A 17,726-nucleotide genomic window follows, 5' to 3' on the forward strand; every position below is an offset into this window, starting at 1 on the left:
GTTTGGATACCCATACAGCGGTATAGAGATGAGAGGGACGGATAAACGCCTAGGAACGAAATGTCGAAAAAACCTCGCCCATAGCAGTCGTTTTACCCAAGTGGACTGCCGGAGAGACGTACGCTGCCGTTGACGAATGCAATGGCGAAGCGCAGCAACTGGACTTCAAAACACGTTTTACTGGACGTGAACCCACAGCCTACCAGACGTAAAAACACGCCATAGCGGACCTGAACACACGCTTTTGACTGGCCGACAGGGAAAACGCCCGTCCCTGCAAGGCGATTTCCACAAGCCGGCCGCCGGTAATCTAATAATCTTGTAATCCTCACCCTCGCAGGCACCGCTTAGGATGCAACCTCGCTCAAGAGAGTCTGGCGCTCCGCCGGCCAACATCTGGGCGCTGGCCAGGACAAGCAGGGTTGAAGCCAGCATGCCGCAGCCGCGTTGTGGTGTCGCGCAGGCACGCGGGGCCGGTGCCGGCCCGCCTGGTTGCCAGGTCGTATAGCGTAGGGAACACATAAGCCGAGAAATCAGGGTCCAATAAGTTGAGAAACATTGGGCCCATACCGTTTCATCGCGCTGGTCTATCAAGACGAGGTTTTGAGGTTGCCTTAGCTGGCGACCTTGCGATTCCCTGAGATGTCGACTCACTTGTTCACAAAGTGAATGACAGATTGGACTTCATCCAACGTGGTCATGAACCACTCGTCCCCCGGCGCATCTTCCTTCCAGCGGCCCCATGCTTTCAACACGGCGTGAATCGCGTCCTCCACCTGTGCAACCCGCTTCACCTTCCACCGTCCAAGAATCTCGGGTCTTTCGAAGAAGCCCGCCCCCTTGCACTGGCCGAACACGCGGGTTTCCACGTCTGCAGCGGTAGTCAGGCCCACCTTGATAGGGAAAGCGCCTTCATTTTTCTTGATGGCAGGGAAGGTAAAGGCGTATATCCAACCGTCGAACTCGACATCGGCTTGCTCCTCCACCTCGTCGTCCTCGTCTTCGACGGCCTCCATTGAGACTTCTGAATCCGACTTGAGCCGGTACATGCCAGATTTGCCCAACCAGACAAATGGCGACTCAGCCCCACGTTTCGCGCGTAAAGACACAAAGAACCGGATTCCAGCCCCGACCGAAAGCAACTTCCCTTCGGTATCGCGCGCAGGGTAGCACTGACTCATTTGCTCGTCGGTCAGGTATCGCGCCATCACCCGATTGGTCATGGAATTCAGCTTGAAGGGCTCGCCTGTCAGCGCCTCGGGTTCTTGCGCAATCTCTTGCAACAGGTGATAGCGCGCGAATCGATAGCAGAAAGAGGCATTGGCCTCGAAGGGGATTGGGAGGTTTTTCATTGGCATGTTTTTGTGCAGTCGTAACTAATCGTATTGCTGGATTGAGCTCACCGGTTCACACAGCATCCCCAAACACAGCCCGCTCAAGCACCTCATGATGACGATGCCAGTCCGGCATATGACTTGCCACCAGGCCCCAGAACGCTTTGGTATGGTTCTTCTCCAGGGTATGGCAGAGCTCATGTACTACCACGTAGTCCTGCACGCAGGCGGGTAGCTCCATGACCCTCGGGTGGAACTCCAGTACGTTGTGGGCATCACAACTGGCCCAGCGGCTCTGAAAGTGCCGGATGCGAGCGCCATTAGCCTGTAGACCTGTCTCGCGTTCCCAGTGGCGTACACGCGCCAGCAGCTTTTCGTGGGCACGGTCGCGATAGAAGTTTTCAAGCACCGGCATTAACTTATCAGACTGAATGCTGGCCCCATCTGGATTCTCAATGACAAACCGCGATGCGGTGAAAGTCAGCCGCGGCTTGGCAAGCTCAGGCACATGCCGTACCTCGGTGAAATAGCTACGGCCGCAGTAACGCAGCCGGCTACCGGTAACGATGGCATCACTAGCCTGCGGCTGGTTCACCAAGGCCAGCTTCTCGCGTATCCATCGGGCGCGTCTGCGCACCAGGGCCTCTTGTTCCACTTCCGCCACCTGCGGTCCACGCAGCAGCACCGGCCGTCCACGCTCGACAGTCACGTAGTGCCGCTTGAGCTTGGTATCTGGCTGGAACTGCCACTCGATGGTGGTCTCGCCATATTGCAGCAAGGGCATGGGTTAGTTCTTCAGCAAAATGGCCAGGATATGGCCTGCATGGTCGCGGGCGACCGAGCGCTGCCAGCCGGCCAGCGGCACCAGCAAGCCGCCAATCCGCTTCTTCATTTCCGGGTGTAGGTCGGGCATCTGCTTCCAGTTACCCGATGCCATGGCGTGACTCAGGTCGGCATCTTCGAACAGCTTGGTAGTGACGACGCGGGCGGTATCGCTGGCCAGATGGGATTCCAGATAGTGGAACACCGCCGAATGAGCCGGGTTGGCGAAGCCGGAGTTGTCCTTGTCCTTGATGCGCTGGCCGAACAGGTCGAGCTGTTCAAGGAACTGCGCTTGCGAGATACGGCCTGCCTTCTCTTCTGCCAGTAGCTTTTCCAGCTCTTCGGCCAGCTTGTCGAAGAAGGCCGGGTCTTTGTCGCGGCCGGTGACGATGGTGTGCTTCAGCTGGTTTTTCATCACCAGCGCCTGGCTGCCGGGACTGGCCAGCTTTTTCAGGCGAGCCATGTCGGCTGCGTCAAGAATCGACACTTCCTTGCCCAATAGGCTCTTGGCCGGGCTGGCGGCAATGTATTCATCCAGCAATTGCTGCAGCAACACCGATTCCAGCTTGGTGATGCGCTCGCGGTAAGTCGCGCCCGGCAGCTTGTCGCGCAACATCAGGCGGATTTCGGCGAAGAGCGTGAAGTAGGGCTTGAATGGTACGCCACGTACATCGGGCAGGATGATGTCGACGCTGCGATTGAACTGCTTCACCAGTTCCAGAAATTCCTCAACAGCATCGAGACGGCTGGCCGGGTCGAGATAGCGCTCGGCATCGTCTTTGTAATCTTCCCGCTGCTTTACCGGGTCATGCTTCTTCGGCAGCAGCTTGAGGATGCGGTCGAGGGTGGCTTGTAGCTTGGGTAGCTCGCTTTCCACGCCTTCCCAGACCTGAATCGGCTGTACCTCGCCGCCGTAGATTTTCAGGGCATGGTCGAGGTGCTCCACCACGCCGTGGTAATCGACGATATAGCCGGCGTTCTTGCCGGCCATGGTGCGATTCACCCGCGCGATGGCCTGCAGCAGGGTGTGTTCCTTCAGCGGCTTGTCGAGGTACATGGTGCCGACGATGGGGGCATCCCAGCCGGTCAGCAGCATGTCGGAGACGATGATGAGGCCGACGTTGTTGGCATGGACCTGACCATCCTTGGCCTTGGTTTCATCACCATAGGGCAGCGGGAACAGCTTGCTGACGAAATTGGCAATTTGCTCGGGCGGCATCGCCACCGGTTCCTTGCCCGCTTTGATTTCGGCCTTCACCCGCTCTTCGATGGACTGCACCTTGTCCGGGCTGACTTTGTACTCGGCCGCGGCCTCCTGCACCGATGCGCCGGTGCGCGAAGCGGTCATGCTGGCCAGCGACACCACCACGCGGCTCTGGAAGGTTGGCAAACCCTGTGCGGCACGCTCGACCATCATGTCGTCAAGCAAATCCTTGTAGCGCACCGCCATGTCACGGCCATCGCAGACCAGCATGGCCTTCAGGCCCTTGGCCTGCACATTGGCCAGGAAGTGCTCGACCAGATGGCTGGCAACTTGCTCCACGCGGTCGCCGGCCTGGCGCCACCGTGCCAGCAATTCCTTCTTCAGCGCATGCTGTCTGGCTTCGGATTCTTTGGCGAACTGGTCCTTGAAGGCTTGGTCCAGCTTGGCATTGGGTGCCAACTCTACCCACGCGTCCTGATATTTGATGGGCAAGGTTGCGCCATCGGCCACCGCCTCGTGCAGCCGGTATTCGTCGATATAGCCATCACCACCAAACTCGCCGAGCGTGTGTTTGTCCTCATTCAGCAGGGGCGTGCCGGTGAAGGCAATGAACTTGGCATTGGGCAGGCTGGCGCGCATGAAGGCGGCCAGGAAGTCGTACTGGCTGCGGTGGGCCTCATCCACCAGCACATAGAAGTTAGGCTTGGTACTGAGCACCCGGAAGTGCACCTTTTCGCGGCTCACTCCTTCCCACTTGGCCGGCAGTAAAACGCCATCGGGATTGTACAGGCCAAAGTGAACGTTACGCTCCTCGACCATGAAGAAGTCCTTATCCACGCGCACCCGTCTATGCCGGGTGGCCTGCAGGGTATCGTCTTCCTCATCGGGGGCGGTCGCGGTAGCAGTCGCGCCCGGCTGCTCGTTCTCCTGAAATTTCTGCACCGTACTGGTGAACACGCTGCCGTAATCGTTGGACAGCATCTTCACCAAACCATCGACCGACACCGCCTGAATCGCCTTGATGCCGACTGCGTGGAAGGTATCGAAGATTTGCTTGTCGAGGTCGCGCCGGTCGGTCAGCACCAGTACGGTCGGGTTATTCAGACCGGTGTTCTCAGCGCGCAGCATCCGCGCTAGCAGCGCCATGGTCAGCGATTTGCCGCTGCCTTGGGTATGCCAAACCACGCCGCCAGTGGGCTTGGATGCAGTCAGTCGGGCAATGGCTTTTCGGACCGCCCGCCACTGCTGATAGCGCGGCAGCTTCTTGACCGTCTTGCCGTCGCGGGTTTCGAACAGCACGAAGTGGGTAATGAGTTCGAGGAAGCGGGCAGGCTCGAACAAGGCCCAGAACAACTGGTCTTGCTCACGAGGCTCCGCGCCCAGCAAGGCCGCCACTTCGGCACGCTCGGCCTCCTGCAGGCGGTAATGGGAATAGAAAGCCGGCGGCGTGAAGATGGCTCCGTACATTCCTTCTCGGCGATTCAGGCCGACGCTGACCTGATTGAACACGAATTGGGCTGGGAAGCTTGCCCGGTAGCCATCCAGCTGCGCCAGCGCTTCAGCCAGCCGATGATGGCTGGCCTTGCATTCGATGATGGCCAGCGGTAAGCCGTTCACGAACAGCAGCAGGTCGGGCCGGAACACATCGTCGTCGGCATTGCGGCCGACGTACTGGTCCACCACATGGAAGTCGTTGTTGGCGACGGAGGCGGCATCGAAGAAGCGCACGCTGCGCGGCTTGCCGTCGGCATCCTTCACCTGGATGTCCGAGCGATGCACCACCTGCTCCCAGAATGCCTTGTTGGCCGGCAGCAGCTCGTCATTGACCCGTTTGCGAAGCTCCACCAGCGCCGCGGCGACGCCGCCAGGCGCCTTGGTCAGCCAAGGGTTCAGGAGAAGCAATCGGGGTTTGAGGATGTCTTCCAGCACCGGGGCTAGGTGACGGTGCTCAACCGCTACCTTGCTGCCGGGCAGATGGGTATAGCCCAGCTTTACTAGCCATTCGATGGCTGGGCGTTCGACACCTTGTTGTTCTGACTTCATACCCCTCCCTCTGAACAATACCGGTTTTGTTATTGGCCCAACCAAATTTCATGCTGGCTTGAGGTGGCAAGTACACCGGCTTTTATCAGCCCCCTTAGCAAGCCAACACGAGTGTGGCCTTCAACCAACCTCAATGGTGTTGGAGCACCAATCAGGTGACCTGCGATGAACACCGGGAGACGCAACCAAGTCATGTGCTCCCGCCAGTGCGCTACAACATTGGGGCGCGTGTCGATGCAGGCCCACCCCTGAGCAGAGAACTGCGCTACTCTTTGCTCAACGCCATCTATCCAATTGTCGAAACGGTCGTAGTGACAACTCGCCGCAATCTCGGCAGCAGAAAAATCCCTCTTTTCCCACCTCAGCGAAGTGATGTCTAGTTCACCGTATTGAGACTGGAAATCGTCTTTCCGCCCATGGTCGGCATAGACCTGAGTCAAGACATCGTCCGGTGTATCAGGCAAGCACCGCTTCAAGCTATCACGGTCAATGTTGGCAGCCGAGTCATAGGGCAAATTCAGTAGGTCACAAAATCTCATCGGTTTTTACCCGCCACTCTCCAGTAAGCAGCTTTTGCATTAGGCCTCGTTTGAGGGCTTGGAATTTCTCCCGCTTTTCCGACAACAATTTCAGCTTCCAGTCTGAAGCTGCCAAAATAGTCCCGATGTGGGCCTGTTCAGCGTCCGTTGGCAGTGGAATAGCGAATTCTCTAATACGAGTGAGGGCCAGTTTAGGCTGAGCGTTTGAAGTTGCCTCTCGTGCTATTGCATCCTGAATGGCTTCAGAGCACAGGCAGTAAAACAGGTAGTCCCGATGGATTTTGATGCTGGTGAGCTTATCAGCGTTCTCGGTCAGGTTCGCACCGTCTAACTCAGCTGGCACGATGCCAACAATACCCAGTGTGCCGGCTACCGTGATAAAGATGTCGTCCTTGGAAATTGTGTACCGCGCAATACTTGGCTGAATGTGCGAGGGAACGTAAAGGATGCCCTTGGTATCAACGCCACCCATATACATGTCGGTCACACGAATGTATGGGTAACCGGTGTTTTCTTCGGTAAGTGTTTCGCCCTTGGGTAATCGCTTGCCGCCCTTTACTTCGCAAACATCCCCAACGGTTGTGACCGTCCACCCCGCCGGAATCTCTCCCAGCTCACTGTCCTTGAACTCGGTGTGCGGCACCCAGCGGCCATCGGCATCTTGAGTGCCGACACCCCGGCTGAACAGGGTCTGCATCAGCCCGCGCTTGAGAGTCTGTGTGGCTTCAATCTGGCGTGCAATCACGTCCAGCTTGTCGTCCACGGCCGTCAGGATGGCGGCGATTTTCTGTTGTTCGGGGAGTGGAGGGAGCGGCAGCTTCAACTGCGATAGATGGTCATAGTAGATGCGCACCCTAACGCTGCCGTCACCGGAGGTGCCAACGAACGTCTGCCACGCGTGTGAATAACGAAAGTGGTCTAGGTACTCGGGTAGCAGCCGTTGCGATACGACCTCGAAGACAACGTAATCGGGACTCACCATCACTGGATGCTGCACTTTGTTCCGAGCAATGGAACCGATATTTAAACGCATCGGGTTATATGCGAACGCATTTACAGGCACCAACTTGCAACGGTCAGTTGAGTTGCCTTTCACTCTTTCGCGCATTGGCACAAGCCCGGCGGTCTTTAGGACCCCGCAAAGTAAGCTGTCATCTAACTGAGCACCATTTCGATGCCTACTCTCGATAGATACATCTGCCAACGTAACCGTTTCCCAATCGCGGAAAGCCTCACCTAATTGATGCGCATCGTTTGCCTCAGCTACTTCCGCGCTCATGCCTCAGACTCCAGCAAGCCCAACTCCGTCAGATACCCATTCAGCCGCGCATCAATTTGCGCTTCTTCCTCGGCCAGCGCCGCCAGTTGCGCCAAGGTGGCGCCCACATCGACGGCTTCTTCGGTCTCGCCGTTGTCGATGTAGCGGGCAATGTTGAGGTTGCCGTCATTGCTGCGGATTTCGTCCAGCGTGACCACCCGGCAATAGTTCTCGACCTCGGTCTGGTGCTCAAACGCAGCTTTGTGCGTGCTGGCGATGTGGGCGATGTCCTCGGGGCGCAGGCTGTTCTGGGCCTTGCCTTCAAGGTAGTCGCGGCTGGCGTCGATGATGATGACCTTGCCCTTGAGCGCAGCGGGCTTGCGCTTGTTCAGGACCAGCACACAGGCTGGAATGCCGGTGTTATAGAACAGCGCCGAGGGCAGGCCGATGATGGCCTCGATGAGGTCGCCGGGCTGGTTGCCGCTGGCAGCGTCGGTGCCGAACAGCAGTCCCTCGCGAATCTTGCCTTCCTCGCCACTGCGGAACAGCACGCCGTGGGGAAGTATGACGCCCATGCGGCCATCTGCCTTGAGGCTGGCCAGCATGTGCTGGGCGAAGGCCAAGTCAGCATAGCCACGGGGCGGAATGCCGTAGACGAAGCGCCCATATTGGTCGGAGACCTGTTTGTAATTCGGGGCCTTGGGTTTCTTGTCGCTGTCCTGTTCCGCCTCTTTGGCCAGTTCCAGCGGCGCCCACCAGGCCTTGGCCGAGAACGGCGGATTGGCAATCACTCGGTCGAAGGTCTTGAGATAGTCGCCATCGAGGTGCTTGGGTTCAACCAAGGTGTCGCCGCGTTCAATCTCGGCCCGCATATTGTGCAGGTAAAGGTTCAGCTTGGCGATGGCCCAGGTGCCGAGGTTTTTCTCTTGCCCGTACAGCAGCACGTTGGGCTTGTCGCCCAACAGGGTGCCGCCGGGTAGCTTGGCAATATGGTGCGCGCTTTCCACCAACATGCCGCCACTGCCACAGGTAGGGTCGTACACGCTCATGCCGGGTTGCGGGTCGAGCAGTTCCACCACCAGTTGCACCACACCTTTGGGGGTGTAGAACTCGCCACCCTTTTTACCTGCATCGTCGGCGAACTGCTTGATGAGGTATTCGTAGGCGTCGCCTAGCATGTCGGCCTTGTAGAGGTCATCATTGCCCAGCTGGTACTGATTGAAGTGGCGCAGCAGCCGTTGCAGGGTGTGGTCGGACAGCACGCGCTTGTCGCCATACTGGGTGGCGGTGAGCACGTGTTGCAGGTCATTGCCCTTCACCCCGGCTTCGATGTAGTAGAACGCCTTGTCCAGCGCTTCGCCAATGTTTTCGGTACGGGTAACCAACCATTCCCAGCGAGCCGTCCCCGGAAACGCGCCGATGTCGTCACAGACTTCGGCGTCGGCTTCTTCCCGACTGATACCTTCCTCGGCCATCAGCTTGTTCACGCGCTCCTCGAATACATCGTTGAAACGCTTCAGGAACAGCAGGCCGAAGATATAGTTTTTGAAGTCGGACGAGTCGATGGAGCCGCGCAGGATGTTGGCGGACTCCCAAAGCCACGATTCGAGGGCTTCGAGGGTAAGTTTATTGGCCATGATGTTTCTCGTTGCGTTTTGAAGCTCAGTGCGTAGGGGGCATATTATAGGCCCCTTACATTGGTTGGTATGTTCACGCCATCCTCCACAAACTGCGCTGCCGCCAATCCACCGGGAATCCCATTAACGTCGTATCAATCTCCAGATGCGCCGCAATCAGGGCCTGGATTTGTCGGCTCCAGGCATGGTTCGGGCTCATCAGGTCGAGCAGGTACACTAGCATGGTCAGGGTGTTGTACAGCAGCTGGGGCTCTGCGGGGTTAAACGCGGCTACAATGTCTTTCGGCTTCTTTTTGGGAAGTGTGAAACGCAATGCGAAACGTCGGTTCCACACCCGGCCGTGATGGGCGCAGTGGTTGCGAACAATCGTCAGGTGGTGGGTGAACGAGCACAGGACTCGTTCATCCAAGCCGTATGCATTGGCAATCGCTTGCCGGTCTTCCGCCGCTGCTAGATTCTTGAGCCAATGAGACAGGTCCCCGAACATCATCAGCTCACAAGCAACCCAGATGGGCGGGGTGTTCAGCTCAGGGTAACGGTCTCGATAATGCTCGGCAAAGGTCTCACGGCTACTCTGGTACTCCTTAAGCAGCTTGCCCTGGCTGATACCCCAGGCAACTTGGTCGTGAAATAGGGAGGCGTCATCATGCGCAAAGGCACCATAGCGGTCAGCCAGATACTGAGCAAACGTCGTGCGCAGCGAGATTTCGACCCGCTCAATGGCATCCAGTAGCAACAAGCGCAGCTCGCGGTCGAACACATAGATGGCCAATACCGTGTCAAAGTTGGTGCCGGGGGCAAAGACGTGGTCGTCCCCGTTGGTGGGCTCGGTCTCGAATGGCAACCAATAGGCCCGCAAGCGGTAGTAATTGATATGAGTGAGGTAGTGCTTGGCGCGGTCGCGGTCGGGAAACGTCATGCCGCGCTTTTGCAGCAGGTCGATTTGTGCGTCAACGCTGAGGGACGGTTTAAGAAAGGTCATTTCCGCCGCCAGAAATGAGAAACCCGCCTGGTGCGCATCGTGGAGAGGCGTGGCGGGTGTTGTTACGCATATGGTACTCATTGAGTACGCAAATGTCCACCGCTCCCGCACACGCCTTCCATAAAGTATTGTTTTTATTCATGCCTTTAGCCCCTTGAAGTCATCTCTATGGTTGTGATGCCGACATGTCATGGCTTGCCTAATGTGGCCGGCCAGCGTTGCCGTGCAATGTCCGTCATCTCCCCTTCCAGACTGGCTATCTGCTGCTCAAGCTCACAGAGTCGGTCATAGTCCTGCAGGATTTCCTGGCAACGTTCTGCCGATGGCATCGGTATCGACACCGCTCCTAGGAGAGTTTTGGGGCTAATGTGCGGCACCCCCGCGCCTACTTGAAGGCCAGCTAGTTGTGCTTGGCCGTGGGGCGACCGGAGGTACATGACCAGAACCTCAGCAGGCAGGTGTTTATTTGGTTGCTTGGGGTTCAGGCGCAACGCGAGGCAACTCTGTGACACGACGGTGGGTCTGTTCTGTGCCGACCCACCCATCAGCGCAACACGCCCGACTGAGCCTTTGATGGCAATCACGACATCTCCGGGTTTAACCAGCGTCGCCGCTCTAGGTTCTGATTTCAGGTAGGTGGTCTTTTCGATGGTGTTATTGATAGGTTGCCATTTATTCAGGTCCGGCAAGCCTACTTCTGTAACCTCGAGCGCACTCTTTTCCTTTGAGGTTGCGGGCGGTCTTACCGCTTCACAGAGGTCCCCAAGCTTGACTACCTCATCGCCCAAGTCAGTCACTCGCCGCAAATAGCGGGAGGGGGCAAAGCTATGTTCGTTTTCTGCAATTTCCTCGCAGCTGACCCAGCTGGACTTATCCGACGCTTGCTGTTCAAGCACCATCACCCGAGCGGCTGACAAAATATCACCGGCCTCTTGAAGGGAGCGGCGACCGCTGACAAGGTCCGCCATGAAAACGGTATCGGTTGGCCCAACTGCATTAAACATGAGGATGGCACCAGAAAGGGCGGTAGCGCCGAGTGTTCCCGGAGGCAATGCGACAACAGTTTGGAGTGCGCGGGATTGATTGCCTAGCAGGTATTCACGCAAGCGCTGCTCTTGGCCTAGCGCGAACAAAACCCCTTGTAATGTTACAAAAACCACTCGCTGGTTAATGCGATTCACGAATTCAAATAAGGCCCAGGACTCGCTACGCGTGAACCGCTCATAGGGGCGAGTCCTCGTAACGTCCCAACTCCACACACGGCCATTTTTTACTGGCATGCCGAATGGAGGCACAACGAGGCCATAGTCCGCACGCAGCTCGAGATACCCCATCACGTCGCCTCCACTCTCAGTCCGAACGGATGGCGGCTGTGGCTGACCTGTTTCAATCGTCAAAAGGAGTTGTCGGATGAGCGGCCAGGATGCCAAGGGAGACGTTGCAAGAACACGCCAACCACGGCGGAGTGCTTCGACGGTTAGCTGTCCTTTGACGTCGAATGGAATCCAGACCTCACTGTCCGGCGGAGCATCAACCATATCCATCAGCAGAGAAGACATTTCAGGTATAAAAGTGCCTTCTGCATAGTCTCTGCGGCCAGAAGATTCGGACAGACAAGGCAGAACATCCCACCGCTGCACCCCAAGCTCCATTTCCAGGCCGGAAACAATATCCGCAGCTGCTACTCGTCGACTGACATCATTCCCAACTGCCGAAGACCAGGGTGCGCTAATCAGGTTATGCGCTTCCGCGGGGAATCCTGCGTCTACCAGCTTTTCCCACGCATGTGGTTCGACCAATTCACGAACAGCAAAGACGCCCCCAGCTTGTTGCAGGGCAACCATGCGCCCAGCAGCGAGCCAGGTCAGAGCGAACAGTTGGGCGTCATGGGCGCCGTCAAGACGCGCAAGGTCAGCCAGTTGCCAGTAAGCCTTTGTTGCGGGGGTGTCGGTTCGTGCCATGGTGTGTTGGAAAGCACTGGATTGCGATATCCCCATAGTATCAGCGTGCAATTAGCAATGCAAGTTCGTAGCTCGCTACGAAAAAAGAGGAGGAGAGAGGAAAGAAGGGAACGTTGCTAATCCAGGTCGCTGTCTCGCAATCGCTTGAAGTGGGATAGGCTGCGCCCTAAACTGAAACATACGGCTTGGTATGCCGTGCAAACCCTGTTTTGACATGCGATTGCGCCCTTCCCGCCTCCAATGGGATGTCATGCCCTTTTTATGAGAGGGTATGGAGTTGGGCGGGATGGTTATCTCAAATAGATATTTAGTCTGGCTGGATTGGCTTGTCTTCCTGCGACGAGGATGCGTCTTTGTTCTGCTGCAGGACATACAAGCAGGCCAACATAAAGCCGGCGCTGAAATTTCCCCGGTTGATGCGCCGGTTGAGTACCGCCGCGCTTCGCCTGATACCCAAGGGCTTCAGCGCAGCAGACAATTCCTGGTAGCCCCAGCCCCGTTTGAGCATCGCTTGCTTCACCATGCGGTAAGCCTCCATTCCCCACTCTTCTGCCGCCGCACCCTCTGTCTTGGCCTCTCCCTGCTTGGTCAGGGAAATCGGCCTTCCTACCTTGTTGATTATCACCATCCACTCCTGGGCAAGCTGGCTCGCCATGGTCAATTAGAGTCAATTTTGGCACGACAGCGCTCAAGCTGGTTATACCTCAGCCCAAACATAATTGAGGCAGAACATGCTTGAGAAACCCCTGCGAGAGCGTCTGCTGGACCGGCTTGGCACACCGTCAGCCGGTATGCGGCTGATTCTGGATGCCGTGAAGTACGCTCCCGTGCGCAAGGTTGAGTCCCGCGGTGGCGGTAATGTCATCACGCCGCTGCAGAGCCGCAAGATGCAGCGCACCGTGGAAACGGAAAGCCGACACCTAGAATTCCCTGTGGCGGTCAGCCTGGAGCATGACCCGGCGGTGCTCGAATACTATCCCCAGCCGAGCCAGCTCAAGTTCGAGGTCATCGATGCCGATGGCGAAATCCACGCCATCGACCATATACCGGACTTCCTGGTCGTCACCGAGCGTGAAGTCTGGTTCCTGGAGTGCAAGCCCTGGAGCAAGCTCGAGAAACTGGCTCAGCGCTACCCCTGGCGCTATCAACTCGACCCGGACAATCACTGGCGTGCCCCACTGATTGAAGAGTGGTTGGCAGCGCGCGGGATTGGCTACCGAATCCAGACTGACCGAGACATCCCGCAACGCCGTATCGAGAACACCCTGTTCCTCGAGGACTACCTCGACCCAAGCGCGCCGCCATGCCCGGTCGACATAGCCGTGCGGGTCCAAGAAGCATTGGTCGCGGATGCCACCCTTTATCTGGCTGAACTCTACGACAAAGCCGATTGCCGGCCGGATGAGGTCTTCAAGCTGATTGCAGACGGACAACTGGTCGCCGAGATAGACTTTGCCGCTCTTAGCGAGCCAACCCGCTGCCGGGTGTTTCGGGACACGGCGGTACGAGACTTTGAACGGGCCCGGCAACGTCCGACGCCCTTTGCCATACCGGGTGTCGTCGACATCAAAGTCGGCGCCCATCTCGTGTATGACCAGCAGCCCTACAAAGTAGTCTTGGTGGGCGGTAGCAAGGTCATTCTTGAATCCGAAGATGGTAAGTCTGTAGAAACCGAGCTTGAAACCTTAGAAAAGCTCGTGGCCCAGCAAAATCTCCTGATAACCAACGAAGCCTCGTTGGGCCAGGAACCGGTCCGCCTTTCAGACTACACCGAAAGTGAGCTGAAAATGGCCTTGAGCCGATTGAACGGACTCGAGAACATCTCCCTGCCCAATCGGACTCAGCGCCGACATCTCAAAGCGCTCGGCCTCGCTAAATTGGCGGGTGCTGACGAATTGATAGCCCTGGTGCCGCGGCTGCGCGACCGCGGCAATCGCAACCCGCGCCTGAGCCCCGAACAGGAATCTGCCATGGAGCAGGTCATTCGGGACGAGTATCTGACCAGCAACGCCCCCAATGCCCGGCATTGCCACCGCAAGCTCGTTATTTTGTGTGCCCAACTCGGCATCAAGGCCCCGTCCTACCCGACGCTGATTGAGCGCATCGAGGCTCTTCCACAAAAGCAGGCCGACCGAGCCCGCCATGGCAATCGGGTCGCGTATCAAAATGCGGAGTTCGTCAATGTCCTGCATGCCGATACACCGGTACACGGTTCTCGAGCCTTCCAGTACGTGCACATGGACCATACCGAACTCGACATCGAACTGGTGTCTGCAAAGAACGGCAAGCCATTAGGTCGTCCGTGGCTCTCTTTCGCCATCGATGCATTCACTCGGCGAATCCTCGGCCTGTACCTGTCGTACGACCCGCCGTCGTATCGCTCGAACATGATGCTGCTGCGAGACATCGTTCGCCGCCATCGCCGCTTGCCGCAGTTCATTGTGGTGGATAACGGAGCGGACTTCCGCAGTGAAGACTTCAAGCACTTCTGCGCGCTGATGCGCATTCACCTGCGTTACCGTCCTGCCGGCCGTCCGCGCCATGGTTCGGTGATGGAACGCATCTTCGGTCGCGCGCACACCGAGTATGTGCATAACCTGGCCGGCAATACGAAAGCCATGAAAGCCGTGCGCAGTACGACGGGCAAGTTTCTGCCGTCACGCTTGGCCGAGTGGACGCTCCAGGCCATGTATTACGGTCTCGAATACTGGGCCTTCACCTACTACGACAATGAGGTGCATTCCGCTTTGGGGCTGAGTCCCCATGATGCCTTCATGCGCAGCCAGTCCTTGTCCGGGAGCCGTGAGCACCGCATCGTCACGCTGACTCAGGACTTCCTTATCCTGACTTGCCCAACCGTCAGCAGAGCGGGACTGCGCACGGTGGACCGCCAGCGTGGCATCAAAGTGCATGCCAACTACTTCTATTGGTGCCCGGAATTCTGCGACCCGAAGATGCACGGCAAGAAGCTGCCGGTGCGCTACGACCCCTGGGATGGCGCCACCGTCTACGTCCAAATCAACAAGCGCTGGGTCCCGGCGCAGTGCAAGGCGCTGGTCAATCTGGGACAGTTGACCGAGAAAGAGCGCGAGTTGCTGTCGCAGGAAATGCGCGCTCGCTACCGGATGGACGACAACGACGAGCCATCCCTGCAGCGACTGACCGAGTTCATGCAAGTGTTCACGCCGGAAGGCGCCATGGCACTGGCGTTCCAACGGCAACAGGAAAACCGCGAACTGTACCAAGGCATGGGTATTGGTGCCATCGCGCCTCCCACAAGCCAACCCGCTATCGCTCCTGCGTCAATACCAACTCAGCGACAGGCTCTGGATAGTGCCAACACCGTAAACGAAGTCCCCCCATATCAGCTCACCACTGCAAACCCGTCCAGTGATGATGCAGACGACATCCCTGAACTCGATATCTTCTGGAATTGGAACAACCGCCTATGACTACCCAAGCCAATACAACTCAAAATGCTACCGTCGAATCAAGCCACCTCCGTCATCCTCATCTGGCCTCAATCATCGAGGAATGCCAACTGATGCAGGAAGCAGGCAACAACGCCAACCTAATTTTACTGTGCGGCCCGACCGGCGTCGGAAAAACCACTCTAGGATATTTTCTTGTGGGTACCGAATTGCAACGCCAAACCGAGACCATGGCCACAAACCCTGGTTTTATTCCTGCCATCCGAGTGGAGGCACCAGCTTCTGGAGAGCGAGAATTTTCCTGGCGCTTGTTCTATCAACGCATCTTGCATGCTTTGGAGGGTGAACTCGACGTACCACGAACAGCCTATAGCGTAGACCCGACAACGGGGAGACTGGTTCGTCCCACCGGAACACAATCCAATAGGCTGTCAGGACTGCGCACCGCCGTGGAGCGCTCGCTCCGGAATCGTGGCACCCGTTTTATCGTGGTCGACGAGGCTGCCCACATGATGCGCCAATGCCGTCCGAATCAACTCGAGCAACAACTCGATACGCTGAAGTCGCTATCTAATGAGTTCGGCGTGCAGTGGATTCTGCTGGGTTCGTATGACCTATTCGAACTGGCCACGCTGAACGGACAATTGGCACGCCGCACCCACGTCATTCACTTCGGCCGATACCGCGAAGATGTCCCCGAAGATGTACTCGCCTTCCGCCGCTGCCTGATAAAATTGGGGAAAGGCATGCCTGCCTTGAAAGATGTAGATTTACAGCGCTACGCTGATGTATTTCAGCAAAACACCCTGGGCTGCATCGGCACCCTGCGAACTCTGCTCATGCGCTTGAATTTGATGGTGGCAGGAAAAGGCTGGTCAGAAGACTTGCTGTGCCGCGCGCTGATGACTGAAGCCCAAACCACGCAAATCCTGCGCGAAATTCTTGAAGGCGAAGAACGCATTGCGCCTGGACTCAAACGCAGCTTGCTACCTGCCCAGTTCGCGACGAAAACGAAGGTGGCCTGATGATGCAATTGATTCAACCTCCACGCTCCACTCTTCACGCACTGGCCCCGCAAGGTTTGGACACTCCCGACGTGGAAAGTTTGACCAGTTACGTTTGCCGTCTGGCCCACTCCCATGGCATAACCAGCCAGAGGCTAGTCGATTGGGTACTTGGCTTTTTTGAACATTCGGTATGTGACAAATACGGCTGGCACCAACGCAATCTGTCCAGCATGTCGGCCGAGAGCGAACAGTGGGCAGCTTGGCTGTCAGAACTGACGGGAGTCGAATCGCTGGACAGCCTGACCCTCTCTCCATATCGCCGTCTGCTAGGCACGCCGGGCCTGGCGCCGAGGTCTGACCGTTGGTGCCCTTGCTGCTTCAGCGAAGATAAGCAGCGCGGCGAGGAACCCTATCTGCGCTTGGCTTGGGACATTGCCCCGGTTGAGGCCTGTCTTAAGCATAAGGTCAAGCTGACTTCCATTTGCCCGCATTGCCAACGCAGCAACGTCCGAAACCGTGCGGCCATCGTCGTTCCTGGATATTGCACCGCCTGCGGAGGCTTTCTCGGGGAGGGGAGCCCAGAGCCAGCTACGCCGGAGTCGCTGTGGACAGCGCGTCAGGTTGGCAACATGCTGGCGCATCGCCCGCAAGTAGCCGCGGAAGGCGTGGTGCCCTTGCTAGAAACGATTATTGAGCGGATGGCCGATGGCAAGATTACCTGTTTTGCCAGCAGTTATGGTTTCTCCAAGAGCGGCGTCTGGCACTGGCTGAGAAAGGGTGGCCTGCCTGGCATCAAAGCCTGGCTGACGATTGCGCTGCATGGCGGCATCGGCTTGGACAAACTGTTCGCCGGCGAGGTCCAGAACTGGGCAATGCCGCATCAGCCCTTGCAACTGAACATTGCGCTGTCCGAATCGCCTCGTGCTGGCATCCAGTCGCGCGAGCTGGATTGGGAAGAAATCCGCGCCAGTTTGCGTTTGATGCTTGAGCTTCCCACGCCCCTTTCCATCAACGAAGCGGGTAAACGTGTGGGAATCGGCCGCAAACACCTGTACCTGCGGGCGAATGCCGAGGCCCGTGCGATTGCAGACCGCCATCGCCGCTACCGCGCGGCCTCCAAACAACAACACGTTGACGAACTACGGGCCAAGATTGAGATGTTGCTCGACGAGCGACTGGAGGCGGGATATGAAGGAATCAGCGCGCGCGACATCTGGGCGCGGCTGGACACGGAAGCGCAATCCGTCAACGGCATCTTCCACCACATCAATCTGGTCATCTCAAGCCGCTACGGCTGACCGCGCGCGCAGCCAGAAAACCAAAACGGGACCTTCGGGTCCCGTTTTTCATGTCTGGAATCTTTGCCGCCAAGTAGATAATGCACTGGTTTGCAAGGAAAAATCGATTATTGTACTACGCCGTTCCCCGTAAACCATAATGTGTCCAAACGGGAAATAAAGCATATCTTGGCCACCTGGCCACTTTATGCTTAACGGCACAGTCACATG

At 57.4% G+C, this 17,726-nt stretch carries 12 protein-coding genes; 3 read left to right on the plus strand and 9 right to left on the minus strand.

Annotated features, from left to right (window positions below):
* Positions 1 to 650 precede the first annotated feature (650 nt).
* The 9 genes from BR71_RS09990 to BR71_RS22905 all read right to left on the minus strand — a co-directional run bounded on the left by BR71_RS09990 (position 651) and on the right by BR71_RS22905 (position 12,435).
* A complete protein-coding gene (locus BR71_RS09990; RefSeq protein ID WP_081862616.1) occupies positions 651 to 1,358 on the minus strand; it encodes a GIY-YIG nuclease family protein in 708 nt (235 codons plus the stop codon).
* Between the two features lie 49 nt (positions 1,359 to 1,407).
* Entirely contained in the window at positions 1,408 to 2,118 is a 711-nt protein-coding gene (locus tag BR71_RS09995; protein ID WP_043636417.1) for a YgjP family zinc-dependent metalloprotease, read from the minus strand.
* 3 nt (positions 2,119 to 2,121) lie between these two features.
* Complete coding sequence (locus BR71_RS10000) at positions 2,122 to 5,403, minus strand: type I restriction endonuclease subunit R (protein ID WP_043636420.1); 3,282 nt, start codon at positions 5,401 to 5,403, stop codon at positions 2,122 to 2,124.
* A 29-nt stretch (positions 5,404 to 5,432) separates the two neighbouring features.
* Positions 5,433 to 5,867, minus strand: a complete 435-nt coding sequence (locus BR71_RS22900) for a hypothetical protein (RefSeq protein ID WP_208854860.1) — start codon at positions 5,865 to 5,867, stop codon at positions 5,433 to 5,435.
* A 61-nt stretch (positions 5,868 to 5,928) separates the two neighbouring features.
* On the minus strand, positions 5,929 to 7,221 hold the full coding sequence (locus BR71_RS10010) for a restriction endonuclease subunit S (protein ID WP_052370468.1): 1,293 nt from the start codon (positions 7,219 to 7,221) through the stop codon (positions 5,929 to 5,931).
* On the minus strand, positions 7,218 to 8,837 hold the full coding sequence (locus BR71_RS10015) for a type I restriction-modification system subunit M (RefSeq protein WP_081862617.1): 1,620 nt from the start codon (positions 8,835 to 8,837) through the stop codon (positions 7,218 to 7,220). The genes BR71_RS10010 and BR71_RS10015 overlap by 4 nt, the downstream gene beginning before the upstream one ends.
* Positions 8,838 to 8,910: 73 nt before the next feature.
* Complete coding sequence (locus BR71_RS10020; protein WP_208854861.1) at positions 8,911 to 9,900, minus strand: Abi family protein; 990 nt, start codon at positions 9,898 to 9,900, stop codon at positions 8,911 to 8,913.
* A 107-nt stretch (positions 9,901 to 10,007) separates the two neighbouring features.
* A complete protein-coding gene (locus BR71_RS10025; RefSeq protein ID WP_162179209.1) occupies positions 10,008 to 11,780 on the minus strand; it encodes a type I restriction-modification system subunit M/S in 1,773 nt (590 codons plus the stop codon).
* A 307-nt stretch (positions 11,781 to 12,087) separates the two neighbouring features.
* Positions 12,088 to 12,435, minus strand: a complete 348-nt coding sequence (locus tag BR71_RS22905) for a DUF6471 domain-containing protein (RefSeq protein WP_052052216.1) — start codon at positions 12,433 to 12,435, stop codon at positions 12,088 to 12,090.
* Positions 12,436 to 12,511: 76 nt separating this feature from the next.
* On the opposite strand from BR71_RS22905, the gene BR71_RS10035 reads away from it, so the two are divergent.
* Genes BR71_RS10035 through BR71_RS23515 form a run of 3 tightly spaced genes read left to right on the plus strand, consistent with a single transcriptional unit; the run spans position 12,512 to position 17,516 of the window.
* On the plus strand, positions 12,512 to 15,232 hold the full coding sequence (locus tag BR71_RS10035; protein ID WP_043636426.1) for a Mu transposase C-terminal domain-containing protein: 2,721 nt from the start codon (positions 12,512 to 12,514) through the stop codon (positions 15,230 to 15,232).
* Entirely contained in the window at positions 15,229 to 16,236 is a 1,008-nt protein-coding gene (locus tag BR71_RS10040) for an ATP-binding protein (protein ID WP_043593434.1), read from the plus strand. The genes BR71_RS10035 and BR71_RS10040 overlap by 4 nt, the downstream gene beginning before the upstream one ends.
* Positions 16,236 to 17,516 (plus strand): TniQ family protein, encoded by a 1,281-nt coding sequence (locus BR71_RS23515; RefSeq protein WP_081862618.1) that lies wholly within the window; start codon positions 16,236 to 16,238, stop codon positions 17,514 to 17,516. The genes BR71_RS10040 and BR71_RS23515 overlap by 1 nt, the downstream gene beginning before the upstream one ends.
* The last annotated feature ends 210 nt before the right edge of the window (positions 17,517 to 17,726 follow it).

The sequence above is a fragment of the Chromobacterium haemolyticum DSM 19808 genome, from assembly GCF_000711885.1.
GTDB classification, from domain to species: domain Bacteria; phylum Pseudomonadota; class Gammaproteobacteria; order Burkholderiales; family Chromobacteriaceae; genus Chromobacterium; species Chromobacterium haemolyticum.